Consider the following 12,472-nt stretch of genomic DNA (forward strand, 5'->3'; position numbering starts at 1 on the left):
GTCCGGACGCTTTTTTTAAAGGGGGAAATCAGATGATGGTTCAACAGATGGTTGTCGTAGGATCAGGTGTGATGGGAAGAGGGATTGCGTACGTCGCAGCAGCAAGCGGATTTGACGTGACGCTCGTCGATGTGGAGCAACAACTGCTTGCGTCAGCGCAGCAAGAACTGGAAACGATTGCGGATAAAGGTGTCAGCCGTGGGAAAATGACGACGGAAGAAGTCGGTCAACTGTTCGACCGTTTGCGTTATGCAACGGATTTAGAAGAGGCGGTCAAAGAAGCAGATCTCGTAATCGAAGCTGTTCCGGAACGACTCGAAATCAAACGAATGGTGTTTGAGACACTGGACCGTCATGCGCCGGCGGAGTGTGTCTTTGCGACCAATACGTCGACGATGAGCCCGACCGAGATTGCGTCGTTTACGAAACGTCCGGAACGGGTCATGGCGATGCATTTCTTTAATCCGGTCCACCGGATGCCGCTCGTCGAACTGGCACGGGGTCTTGAGACATCGGACGAAACGGTAATGATCTGCGAAACCGTTGCGCAACAGATGGGAAAAGAGACGGTCGTCATTCAGGAGTTTCCCGGATTCGTTACGTCACGGATCAGTGCCCTTGTCGGAAATGAAGCGTTTTATATGCTCCAGGAAGGACTCGGGACACCGGAAGAAATTGATAAAGCGATCAAGCTTGGACTGAACTATCCGATGGGACCGTTTGAACTCGGGGATCTCGTCGGACTCGACACCCGTTTAAACAATCTGAAGTATCTGCATGAAAAATTGGGTGAAAAATACCGGCCGGCACCACTGCTCGAACAGTATGTCAAAGCAGGACGGCTCGGGCGAAAAACCGGACGCGGTGTCTATGAGTATTCTGACAGCGGGGTGAAGACACGATGAGACGTGTAGCGATCATTGATGCGGTCCGTACACCAATCGGCCGATATAACGGGGCACTGAAAGACGTCCGCCCGGATGATTTAGGGGCGTGTGTCATTCAAGCACTCGTTGACCGCAATCCGAATGTCGATCCGAAGCAAATCGAAGAAGTGATTTTCGGAAATGCCAATCAGGCGGGAGAAGATAACCGGAATGTCGCTCGGATGTCCGGCTTACTCGCCGGTCTGCCGGTCGAAGTCGCGGGAACAACCGTCAACCGGCTGTGCGGTTCCGGACTGGATGCCGTCATTGCGGCAGCCCGGGCGATTGCGATGAATGAAGGCGATATTTATATTGCCGGCGGAACGGAAAGCATGACCCGGGCTCCGTTCGTCATGGGCAAACCGGAAACGGGTTTCGCCCGCGGGAATCCGACGCTGTATGACACGACAATCGGCTGGCGGTTCGTCAATGAAAAGCTGCAAGGAATGTACGGAACGGACTCGATGCCGGAAACGGCGGAACACGTTGCAATCCGGTACGGCATTTCGCGGGAAGCGCAGGACGATTTTGCCTTTTCCAGTCAGCAACGGGCGAAGCAGGCGATGGAAACACATCGTTTTCAAACCGAGCTGGTGCCGGTCCGGTATACGACACGTAAAGGTCAGGTCATCGAAGTCGATACGGACGAACATCCGCGTCCCGACACAAGCCGTGAAAAGCTTGGAACGCTCAAAAGCCTGTTTCCGAACGGTACTGTTACAGCGGGAAATGCATCGGGTGTCAACGACGGGGCAGCTGCGCTGTTGTTGATGAGCGAAGAAACGGCGGAACATCTTGGTCTGACACCGCTTGCCTATTACCGGGCCAGTGCCGTCGCCGGTGTCGAGCCTGCTGTCATGGGAATCGGACCGGTCGACGCGACCCGGAAAGTCTTGAAACGGGCCGGTTTGACGGTGGAGCAGCTGGACTTGATTGAACTCAACGAGGCGTTTGCGGCACAAAGCGTCGCCTGTATGAACGAGCTTGGATTACCACCGGAAAAAGTTAATGTCAACGGAGGTGCGATCGCATTCGGTCATCCACTCGGCGCAAGCGGGGCACGGATTTTGACGACGTTAATCCACGAAATGTGCCGGACGAATCAGACATATGGTCTCGCAACGATGTGTGTCGGAGTCGGACAAGGAATTGCACTCATCGTTGAACGGGAGGGACTGATATGATTCATTTGGAACGTTTGGATCACGTCGCCGTTATTCGGGTGGACCGGCCGGAACGGCTGAACTGTTTCGATTATCCGACGCTGGTCGAATTGAAAGAGCTCGTCGCAACCGTCCGTCGCGAGCCGGATATCCGGGTCGTTCTCTTCACGGGAACGGGAAAAGCATTTAGTGCCGGAGCGGATTTAAAGGAACGGGTGACGTTAAACGAAACGGAAGTCCGACGGAACGTCGAAATGATTCGTGACGTCTTCGCAGATATTGCCCGTTTGCCGCAACCGACGATTGCTGCCGTCAACGGTCATGCGCTCGGAGGAGGCTTCGAATGGATGCTCGCCTGTGATTTCCGGATCATCGTCAACGGGGCGCTCGTCGGCTTAACGGAAACCAGTTTCGGGATCATTCCCGGCGCCGGCGGGACACAACGTCTGCCCCGGTTGATTGGGGAGACCCGGGCAAAGGAAATGATTTTCACCGCAAAAAAAATCGATGCGGAAACAGCGGAACGTTACGGCATCGTCTCGCGTGTCGTTCCGACCGTCGAAGAATTGATGGAAGTCTGTCTGGCTTTTGCCGACGAGATGCTGCGCAACGGACCGATTGCCATCCGGCAGGCGAAACAGGCAATCGACCAAGGGCTTGATCATACGCTTTCAGAAGGCTTGAAACTTGAAACAGCTGCCTATGAAACCGTCATCCCGACGGAAGACCGCTTGGAGGCGTTACGTGCTTTTGCCGAGAAACGGACACCGCAGTTTCAAGGAAAATGAGGATGGTCGTTCTCTGAAATAACACGTATACTAACGGTACACAAAAAAACGTTATATTAAAGAGAGAGTGAATGACATGAGTGCGAATACACAATCGATGATTTTTACGGTCTACGGGGATTACATCCGTCATTACGGCAATCAAATCTGGGTCGGCAGTCTGATTCGTCTGCTCAAAGAGTTTGGTCATAATGAACAGGCGGTCCGGGTCGCGGTTTCCCGGATGGTCAAGCAAGGCTGGCTCACCTCACAAAAACAAGGCACGAAAAGTTTTTATTCGCTGACCCCGCGTGGTGTCGAGCGGATGGAAGAAGCCGCCCGGCGGATTTATAAATCGACACCTCATGTCTGGGACGGAAAATGGCGGACGCTGATGTACACGATTCCGGAAGACAAACGGCAAATCCGTGATGAATTGCGGAAAGAGTTGTCGTGGAGCGGCTTCGGAAATTTATCGAACGGTGTCTGGATTTCGCCGAACCCACTTGAAAAAGAAGCAGAACGGTTGATTGAAGCTTATGATATCAAGGCGTATGTCGACTTTTTTGTCGGCGAATACCATGGACCGCAACAGGATCAATCACTGGTCGAACGGGCCTTTCCGCTCGATGAATTACAGGAACGATATGAACGGTTCATTGCTGAGTACAGCCGACGTTACATCGTCCATCAAAGCCGGATCCAGCTCGGTGAAATGGATGAGGAACAGTGTTTTGTCGAACGGACGACACTCGTCCATGAATACCGGAAGTTTTTATTTACGGATCCCGGACTGCCGCAGGAGCTGTTGCCGGATGAGTGGAGCGGTCATCACGCGGCCTTGTTGTTTGAACAATACTACCGGCTGCTCGCAGAACCGGCGAGCCGGTTTTTTGAATCCATTTTTCGTGAAACCCACGATGTGACGCAAAAAAGTGCCGATTATGATGCTTCGGAACATCCGTTGTTCGCAGAACGCTAAAACAAAAACGCTCATCCCGAAGAAACGAGATGAGCGTTTTCGTGCCGATCATCAATTGTCAGCAAGCTGTTTTCGGAAGGCATACCCTTTATCGACGTAGGAATCGATCGATTCCTGAATCATCTCAAGATCGGCTGCCGTGAGTTCACGGACGACTTTACCCGGTGACCCGATAATGAGCGAACGGGGCGGGAATTTTTTGCCGGACGGGATTAAGGTATTGGCACCGATGATACATTCTTCCCCGATATCGGCATGATCGAGAACCGTCGCCCCCATCCCGACGATTGAGCGCCGGCCGATTTTACAACCGTGTAAAATGGCATTGTGTCCGACCGTCACTTCATCTTCGACGATGACCGGGGCTCCTTCGTAGAGGTGGATGGTCGCATTGTCCTGAATGCTGCAACGTTTGCCGATCGTGATCGGACCTTCATCGCCGCGGAGGACGGCATTAAACCAAATCGTCGACTCTTCCCCGACGGTCACATCGCCGATCAAAAAAGCGCCGGGAGCGACAAAGACATTTGTGGCGAGCTGCGGAGAACTATCACGGTACGGAATCTTCATGAAAACGCCTCTTTTCTAAAAAATGAATTAAAATTCAATCTTACTTAGTATACCATTCCTGACAACGGAAACGGAGGGAGACCATGTCTCGTCTATGCAGCAAATTAAAGATTGATGTCCCGATTATTCAAGGCGGGATGGGGAATATCAGCCATGCCGAACTGACCGCAGCCGTCTCAAATGCCGGAGGGCTTGGAACGATCGGATGCGGGACGATGACACTTGCTGAAGTCAGACAGTTAATCGAAGCAACACGCCGTTTGACATCACGTCCGTTTGCCCTCAACATCGCGATCCGCGTCTCGCCCCATGCCGAACAGTTGGTTGAGTTGGCGATTGAGGAACGGATTCCGGTCGTATCCTTGTCGGCCGGTAATCCGGCTCCTTTTTTGTCCAAGTTAAAGCAGGCGGGGATCCAGACGATCGGAGTCGTTGCTTCGGTCAAACAGGCGATTAAAGCTGAACAGGCAGGGATTGATGTACTGGTGGCGGAAGGCGTCGAAGCGGCGGGCATCAATTCACCGCTTGAGTTGACGACGATGACCTTGATTCCGCAAATTGCGGATCATGTCACGATTCCTGTCCTTGCCGCCGGCGGCATCGGCGACGGGCGTGGTCTTGCCGCTGCCTGGATGCTCGGAGCAGAAGGTGTGCAGCTCGGCACTCGATTGATTGCGACACAGGAATCCCGTGTGCATGAGCAGTATAAACAACATCTTGTGCAGGCGGACGATCTGGAAACACGAATCATCGGTCGTGAAGTCGGACAGGTTCGGCGGGTGTTGAACGGACCGTATGTCGAGGCACTGCAGCCGACGTCACTCACGGCTTTTCAGGAACAGACAAACGAATCGTTTCATATCAAAGGAGCCCTTGAGGGGGACGAGACGGCAGGATACGTCAATGCAGGTCTGATTTCCGGTTTGATTGACGATGTTCCGACCGTCGCGGAGCTGTTTAACCGGATGATGGATGATGCGTTCGGACGGATCGAACGCATGTACCGGACACTCCAGTAGCGTACAAGAAAAAGAAGCCGACCGATCTGGTCTGCTTCTTTTTCTTGTGGTTCAGGACATTTGTCCTTTCAAATGAGTGTAAAATACGTTCTACTCATAATTAGAGAAAAAGGAGGATGAAGATGCAAGGAATCGTTTTTGCTTTATTCAGCGGATTGTTCATCGCATTGCAAGGGATCTTTAATGCCCGGCTCGGTGACGCGGTAGGGCCATGGATCTCCGTGACGATCGTCCATTTCGTCGGTCTGATCGGCTGTTTATTAATTTACGGATTTGTCCGCGACCGAAAAATCGGCGGTTTCCGCACTTTGCCGCTGATTTACGCAAGCGGCGGATTGCTTGGTGTCCTGGTCGTCGTGACGGAACTAACGTCGATTCAATTGCTCGGGATGACATGGGCAATGTCGCTGTTGCTTGTCGCCCAGATTTTGTGTGCCTTTGTGATTGATTTGAACGGCTGGTTTGGAGTCATTAAAAAAAGCAGTAATACCGGGCAGTGGGTCGGTGTCGGCTTGATGTTGACCGGCGTCTTGATTTTTTCATTTGCCTGAATGGAATAGGAGGAATTAGAATGGGACTCGGAATGTTTTGTGCCATCGTCGCAGGAATGATGATCAGTTTACAGACCGTTTTAAATGCACGGATGAGTCATGCCTTCGGTGCTTGGGCGACGACGACATTAGTCTTTTTTGTCGGACTGCTCGGGTCGTTGCTCGCATTGATCTTCTTTCGGGGTGGAACGCTTGCGGGGCTGGCCGAAGTCGAACCGCTTTATCTGTTTGGCGGTTTCGTTGGTGTCGGGGTTGTCTTTTGTGTCATGCGGGGAATTCAGTTGCTCGGACCGTCGATTGCGATTTCCGTCGTCCTGATTTCGCAACTCAGTTTTGCGCTCTGTGTCGACGTCTTTGGCTGGTTCGGTTTACCGAAAGTCGAGTTGTCGTTCGGTCAAATCATCGGTCTGGCCGTCATGCTCAGCGGCATTTTTGTCCTGAAACGGTATCAGGTCGCAGAGGATACAGAAGAAGTGGAAGATGTTAAAGTCATTTCCTGAAGAAAAAAAGATATAAAAAAAGAGATCATTTCTTTCACGCCACTTCTACTGGTAAAGTGCGTGAAAGGGTGATCTCTTTTTGAAGCTGAATCAGACAGTGACTTCTTCTTTCCAGGCGACATCGATAAAGGCATCGCGACCGGATGCTTTCCGGTCTTTTTTGTAGTGCGTCGGATTTTTTTTGTGGAAGTCCTGATGGTATTCTTCCGCCGGATAGAAGGCGTGTGCCGGTTCGATCCGGGTGACGATTGGTTGTTTAAAACGGTTTGTCGCCGCTAAGGCGTCACGCGAAGCAATTGCTGCAAGGCGTTGTTCTTCCGTATGATAAAAAATCGCCGGAGCATACTGTGTCCCGCGGTCCTGGAATTGTCCGCCGGCATCGGTCGGATCCGTTTGCGGCCAGTACAGTTCGAGTAACCGTTCGTATGAGAACAGCGCCGGGTCAAATGTAATTTCGACGACTTCGGAATGTCCGGTCGTTCCGGTTTTGACTTGCTCGTATGTCGGATTGTCGACATGTCCTCCTGTATAGCCGGATACGATACTGTGAATCCCCGGCAGTTCCTCAAATGGTGTCACCATGCACCAGAAACATCCTCCTGCAAATGTTGCTTTTTCCATGTCATCTCTCCCTTTCCCTTGGCTTCTTGAGCCTTAATCCTGTCATGTCTGACAGTGAGAAAACGAAAACGACTCCTTTGCTTGGTTGCAAAAGGAGTCGCCGCTTTTTATCAACCAAAGCTTTCGCTTTGCTGGTCGTAGCACCTTGCTGTACGCAGGTTGCTGGGACGTCATCGATCCAGATCTCTCGGTCCACTCTTGATAAGTGTTATATGAAGTTGATGTAAGTTCGTTATCATTGGGATGATAATACCATTCATAAAAGTGGAAAGTCAATCCTTATGTTTGTAAGGCACGAAGAACGGTCGCTCCTAACGTTTTCGCTCCAATCAGCAGAGCCCGCTCATCAATTTCATATTTCGGATGGTGTTGCGGATAAATCGTCCGCCCATCCGTTTTTGCAGAGCCCGTGAAGAAATAACTGCCCGGTACTTTTTCGAGGTAATAGGCAAAGTCATCCGCTGCCATCATCGGTTTCATCTCGCGAACCTGTGCTTCCGGTAAAAAACCGGCGGCTTCCTGGACGAGCTGTGTTTCATCCGGATGATTCCAAAGCGACGGATAACCGGTCGTGAAATCGATCGAATAATCAGCGCCGACTCCGGTGCAGGTCGTCCGGGCGACGAGGTCCACCTGTTGACGTAACTGGTGCCGGAGTTGTTCATTGAACGTCCGGATTTCTCCGACGATCCGGGCTTCACCGGTGACGATGTTCGGAGCCGTTCCGGCGTGGAACGAACCGATCGCAACGATAGCCGGCTCAAACGGATCAACCCGCCGGCTGACGAGATGCTGGAGATTGCAGACAAGCTGGGCACCGGCGACGAGCGCATCCTGTGTCCGGTGCGGGGCCTGGGCATGACCGCCTTGACCATGAACAACGATTTCAAATTCATCGATCGCACATAACGTATGACCGCTGTGATAGCCGATTGATCCGACCGGAAGATCATTTTCGAGGTGGGTGCCGAAGATGGCATCGACACCGTCGAGACAACCGTCCTCAATCATCTGGATGGCACCGCCGGGGAACACTTCTTCACCGTGTTGATGAATGAAGACGACAGTACCTGCCAGTTCATCCTGTATGGCATGAAAAGCAGCGGCCAGTCCGAGAACAATCGCCGTATGACCGTCGTGTCCGCAGGCATGCATGACACCGGGACGAATCGAACGGAACGATAACTCGGTTTCTTCCTGCAACGGTAACGCATCAAAATCGGCCCGGATGGCGATTGTTTTCCCGGGACGTGTTCCTGTCAGCGTCGCGACGATTCCGCTGCCGCCGACGTTCGCCCGGTAAGGAATACCGAGGGCGTCATAAAAAGCGGCGATTTTAGCGGGAGTCCGGACTTCCTGAAACGATAATTCCGGATGGCGGTGAAAGTCGCGGCGTAAACGAATCATCTCTGATTCATACTCAGTTAAGTAGGTGAATAAATTTTCTTGCATCGAAATCATCCTTTTCGGTATGTCTTGAGTAAAAACGGGTACAGATAGAGGTAATCAATCAGAGGAGGAATCAACATATGGGTGAAATCATCGTCAATGCCGTTCTTACAGTCAAAGCAGGATTAGCCGATCAAGTCTTTCCGATTTTAAGCACAGTCTACAAAGCAGCACAAAATGAACCGGGTTGCTTGCGTTATACATTACATCAATCGATTGAAAATGAACATCAGTTCATGCTTTATGAAGTGTACCGGGACGAAGAGGCTCTAGAAGCGCATATCGCATCTGATCATTATAAAGCATACCGGGAACAAATCGAGTTATACCTGGAGGATCGTCAAGTGACGAAGTACGTCGAGATGACATTCTAAATCAAGGAAAGAAGGGCGCATGGATCCGAAAGGGGCCATACGCCTTTTTCGTTGTTACATCGATTTAAAGCCGAGGAAATGTTCCTGCCAACGTGGTTCGTAAATCGAATTGATTTGCAGTTGTGAGCCGCCGGCATGAATGAAATATTCATTATCGAGCATGATACCGATGTGTGACGGTCCATCCGTGTACGTATTTTCGAAGAAGACGATATCCGACCGTTTCCCGCTGCTGATTGTCGTCCGTCGATTCGTAAAGAACGCCCCGTACCAGTAGCCGCTGACGTTCGTCCGGCCACCGTATTTCCCGGCTTCATTCGTCGCGTAATGAATCAGTCCGGAACAATCAAACCCACCGTTGGCTGCTGTTTGCGAACCCCATGTATATGGTGTTCCCAAGTGTTTGGCGGCTGCCTGAATCAACTTTTCACCGCGCGATGTATTTTTCTGTGCAATCCGTGTATCCGTCTTGACCGTGACGGCACTGACCGGCAGATAAACAGGGGACCAGCCGGACTGGATGACATAAAAATTACCGACCCGGTACCGGGGATAAACACGTTTTCCCTGTTCCACCAATCCGGCACTTTTCGGACTGACCGGTGTCGCAAAATAAGACGATGTTGCTTTGACCGTATAGATTTTTTGACGGTTAATCGCTTGTTGGGTGTAACGCATATCCGGTTTTGTTGTTCCGATGTACGGATTGATGACATAACCGGTTGTTCCGTTCGGCAAGCGGACTTGCCAAAAGTCATCGTCGATTGCTTTCAGACCAATCAACTTTGTGCCTTTACTCAAATAACCGGCAGGGCGGCTGTAAGCGACATCGGCTGAGAAGAGCGGCGTCTGATCAAAGTGGACATAAAAGACGGTGCCGACTTTCGGGCGCGCGACCGGTTTGTTTAAGCCAAGTCTGCTCGAGTCGACGAAGCCAAATGTCGTTCCAATTTTGACCCGTGTGTAGTAGCCGCTTGTACCGTAAATCGACAGTTGTGCATTTTTCTTCAGAGTGCCGATTTTTCCTGTCAGACTGGCTTTTGGATGAACGACGACTTTATCATCGAGAACGTAACGGATTCCGGTGACATCATACAAATCCGGTTTTTTCGTCACGAGATCGGCTGTCTTGACGTAAGCGTAGACGGAACCAAGCTTAACGCGTGTGTAGGAACCGCTTGTGCCATAAATGTCAATCTGTTCTGCGCGCTTCATTGTACGGATAATCGTTTTTGCCGTCGTGTCTTTAAAAATCGCTGTTGATTTGCTCGCATACCGGAGACCTGTCTTGGCATAGACTTTTGTCGGAGCAAGCGTACTCGTTAAGACGTAGGCGTATTGTTCGCGGAACAGAATCCGGCTGTAGGCACCGCTTGTTCCGTAGACCGTTAACAGCGTGTTCATCTGATGCTGCTTGAGGACGGGACTGGATGCATTAGGTGCGGAACGGATTGCCGTCGGTGTCTGGACGTATAAACGAGCTGTTTTGGCATAGACTTTTAAAGGAGCAAGTGCGCTCGTCAGGACATAGGCATACTGTCCGTTGAATAAAATCCGGCTGTAGGCACCGCTTGTGCCATATACCGTCAGCAAGGTATTTGTCTGGTGTTCTTTTAAGACGGGACTCGATGCGTTAGGTGCTTGGCGGATTGGAGTAGGTGACTGGACATAAAGTCGGGCTGTCTGCGCAAAAAACTCCAGATCGCCTAACTGAGCTGTCAGGACAAATCCATAGACGCCGTTTAAGCGGACGCGTGTATAGGCACCGGATACGCCGTAGATGTCGACGAGTTGATTTTGGGACAATATGCCGAGTGGTGTCCCTGTCGTTGCGGCGGTTGGATAAACGTTGGCAGTTTGTTGGCTGTACTTTTTACCGGTTGCTTCATAGGAGACGACTGGTTTCGTCCCGAGGTGAGCCGTTAAGACGAAAGCATATGTACCGTTCCACTCAATCCGGGTAACATTCCCTGACGTCCCGAATGTCTTGATGGAATCATTTTGTTTCAACGTGGTGAGAGGTGTTCCAACCGTATCAGCTGTTGGATAAACCGACGTTTTCTGTTGGACGAACCGTTCTCCTGTCGCCGAATAGACAGGGGTTGTACTTAAATCCGCCGTCAGGACGAACAGATAATCGGCATCCTGTTTGACGCGGGTGAAGAGACCGACCTGACCATATGTATCGATTTTGCTGTTTGGCGCAAATGTCTGAGCGGTTGCTGCCGACGAATCTGCCGATGAATACAGGGCTGTCACTTTATTTGTATACTGACTGTCAATTTTCGGATACGTCGGAGTATCCGCCAGTTGGTCTGTCTTCACAAAACGGTAGACACCATCGAGTTTAATGCGGGTAAAGAGACCTTCGACTCCGAACGTCTCGACTTCAGTAGCGGCAGGCAGGGTGCTGACTGCGGCTGTACTTTCCGTTGTTTCAAAGACCGGGGTAGCAGTCTGGGTAAACTGTTTACCGGTCGCCACTTCTGTTTGCTCGTCGACAACGGCGGCTGAATCATTTCCTTCTGCCAGCGGACTGATCGGGAAAGAACTGAACAGCATGACGGAAGCAGCGAGTGACGTGAACCATTTTTTTGAAAGAGGCATCGTATATAAAACTCCATTTCTATAGAAAATTAATTTTTACTCCAATTAAAACTAAGTTTACCATGTTCATTTTTAATGGTGTAAAAAGATATCAAAAAAAGTAAATCATCATCCAAATGATACAAGAGACGGTATGACGTTAAAAAAACGGTACCTCGTGTTAAAGAGGCACCGTCTGAATTATGCGGGATCGTCTTCGTGATCGACTTGCCATTCCCAATCGAGCATGCCGTAAATGAGCGAATCGCGCCAATGATCTTCGAGATAGACGGTTTCACGCAGCTGTCCTTCTTTCGTCATCCCAACTTTCTGAAGAACACGTTCTGAAGCGACATTTCGCGGGTCACACGTGGCAGTAATCCGGTGTAACTCCAGTTTTTCGAATCCGAATTCGAGTAAAAATGCCGCAACGGACGTTGCATAGCCGTTTCCCCATTCATCGGGTGACAGGATATAACCAATTTCGGCAATCTTGTGTTCGGTATCGGTGATTACCAGTTCACCGGCTCCGATGACACGGTCGTCCGGGAAGGTGACGGCAAAGACATAACGGCGGCGTGGATTTTCAAGTTCGCTCTCGAGAGCATCATGAATAAACTGTTTACTGTCGCTTTCGGAGTTGGGTCCCCACGATTGATACTGACTGACAATCGGTTTTGAGGCATAGGCATGGACAGCTTCTAAATCTTCTGGAGTGAAACGACGGATTCGCAGTTGCTCGTTGATTTTATAGCGCATGATGGACTCCTCCTCTGTAGTGGACTCTCTATAAGATATTAGCTGTTCAGCCCGATTTTCCTGTTTGACAGGCAAAATCAAGCGTGCTAAAGTCGGTGTATCGAATGAACAGTATAAGTATCCTCTAGGGTTCCGTTCGGCTGGACCAAGGGAGGAACATAAGGGAAACCTTATGCAACGGAGGGATAAAAGCCCGGGAGTAAAG

General features: G+C 50.8%; 13 protein-coding genes and 1 riboswitch. Of the genes, 8 read left to right on the top strand and 5 right to left on the bottom strand.

All coding sequences use genetic code 11. The features are described 5' to 3' along the window. Positions 1 to 35: 35 nt before the first annotated feature. The 4 genes from KNP91_RS14010 (at position 36) to paaX (ending at position 3,838) form a co-directional block, all read left to right on the top strand. Complete coding sequence (locus tag KNP91_RS14010; RefSeq protein ID WP_041261798.1) at positions 36 to 905, top strand: 3-hydroxyacyl-CoA dehydrogenase; 870 nt, start codon at positions 36 to 38, stop codon at positions 903 to 905. Beyond that, complete coding sequence (locus KNP91_RS14015; protein ID WP_214850624.1) at positions 902 to 2,110, top strand: acetyl-CoA C-acyltransferase; 1,209 nt, start codon at positions 902 to 904, stop codon at positions 2,108 to 2,110. The genes KNP91_RS14010 and KNP91_RS14015 overlap by 4 nt, the downstream gene beginning before the upstream one ends. Then, the gene (locus KNP91_RS14020; RefSeq protein WP_012369306.1) at positions 2,107 to 2,877 is read left to right on the top strand and encodes an enoyl-CoA hydratase-related protein; all 771 of its coding nucleotides are present in this window, start codon (positions 2,107 to 2,109) and stop codon (positions 2,875 to 2,877) included. The genes KNP91_RS14015 and KNP91_RS14020 overlap by 4 nt, the downstream gene beginning before the upstream one ends. Before the next feature lie 76 nt (positions 2,878 to 2,953). Beyond that, complete coding sequence (gene paaX, locus KNP91_RS14025) at positions 2,954 to 3,838, top strand: phenylacetic acid degradation operon negative regulatory protein PaaX (RefSeq protein WP_214766252.1); 885 nt, start codon at positions 2,954 to 2,956, stop codon at positions 3,836 to 3,838. Positions 3,839 to 3,889: 51 nt separating this feature from the next. Here paaX and KNP91_RS14030 read toward each other — a convergent pair whose 3' ends face one another. Further along, the gene (locus KNP91_RS14030; RefSeq protein WP_012369308.1) at positions 3,890 to 4,408 is read right to left on the bottom strand and encodes a gamma carbonic anhydrase family protein; all 519 of its coding nucleotides are present in this window, start codon (positions 4,406 to 4,408) and stop codon (positions 3,890 to 3,892) included. A gap of 83 nt (positions 4,409 to 4,491) precedes the next feature. Here KNP91_RS14030 and KNP91_RS14035 point away from each other — a divergent pair, with 83 nt between their 5' ends. From KNP91_RS14035 to KNP91_RS14045, 3 genes are all read left to right on the top strand, one after another. Next, positions 4,492 to 5,427: an NAD(P)H-dependent flavin oxidoreductase gene (locus KNP91_RS14035; protein WP_214766250.1), complete on the top strand. Its 936-nt coding sequence runs from the start codon at positions 4,492 to 4,494 to the stop codon at positions 5,425 to 5,427. Positions 5,428 to 5,549: 122 nt separating this feature from the next. After that, on the top strand, positions 5,550 to 5,978 hold the full coding sequence (locus tag KNP91_RS14040) for a DMT family transporter (protein WP_214766248.1): 429 nt from the start codon (positions 5,550 to 5,552) through the stop codon (positions 5,976 to 5,978). A gap of 20 nt (positions 5,979 to 5,998) precedes the next feature. Then, entirely contained in the window at positions 5,999 to 6,478 is a 480-nt protein-coding gene (locus KNP91_RS14045; protein ID WP_012369311.1) for a DMT family transporter, read from the top strand. 90 nt (positions 6,479 to 6,568) lie between these two features. Here KNP91_RS14045 and msrA read toward each other — a convergent pair whose 3' ends face one another. Together msrA and KNP91_RS14055 are read right to left on the bottom strand one after the other, a co-directional pair. Then, positions 6,569 to 7,099, bottom strand: coding sequence for a peptide-methionine (S)-S-oxide reductase MsrA (msrA, locus tag KNP91_RS14050; protein WP_214766246.1), 531 nt, complete (start codon positions 7,097 to 7,099; stop codon positions 6,569 to 6,571). 104 nt (positions 7,100 to 7,203) lie between these two features. Next, positions 7,204 to 7,307, bottom strand: a riboswitch (SAM riboswitch). A 71-nt stretch (positions 7,308 to 7,378) separates the two neighbouring features. Next, positions 7,379 to 8,551 (bottom strand): M20 metallopeptidase family protein, encoded by a 1,173-nt coding sequence (locus tag KNP91_RS14055; RefSeq protein ID WP_214766244.1) that lies wholly within the window; start codon positions 8,549 to 8,551, stop codon positions 7,379 to 7,381. A gap of 77 nt (positions 8,552 to 8,628) precedes the next feature. Here KNP91_RS14055 and KNP91_RS14060 point away from each other — a divergent pair, with 77 nt between their 5' ends. Then, entirely contained in the window at positions 8,629 to 8,922 is a 294-nt protein-coding gene (locus KNP91_RS14060) for a putative quinol monooxygenase (protein ID WP_012369313.1), read from the top strand. Between the two features lie 54 nt (positions 8,923 to 8,976). On the opposite strand, the gene KNP91_RS14065 is transcribed toward KNP91_RS14060, so the two are convergent. Together KNP91_RS14065 and KNP91_RS14070 are read right to left on the bottom strand one after the other, a co-directional pair. Further along, positions 8,977 to 11,529 carry an SH3 domain-containing C40 family peptidase gene (locus KNP91_RS14065; protein WP_251136072.1) on the bottom strand — a complete coding sequence of 851 codons (2,553 nt, stop codon included), beginning with the start codon at positions 11,527 to 11,529 and terminating at the stop codon, positions 8,977 to 8,979. Positions 11,530 to 11,709: 180 nt separating this feature from the next. Continuing rightward, positions 11,710 to 12,267 carry a GNAT family N-acetyltransferase gene (locus KNP91_RS14070; protein WP_012369315.1) on the bottom strand — a complete coding sequence of 186 codons (558 nt, stop codon included), beginning with the start codon at positions 12,265 to 12,267 and terminating at the stop codon, positions 11,710 to 11,712. Positions 12,268 to 12,472: the final 205 nt, after the last annotated feature.

The organism is Exiguobacterium sp. s138 (assembly GCF_018618775.1).
In the GTDB taxonomy this organism is placed as follows: domain Bacteria; phylum Bacillota; class Bacilli; order Exiguobacteriales; family Exiguobacteriaceae; genus Exiguobacterium_A; species Exiguobacterium_A artemiae.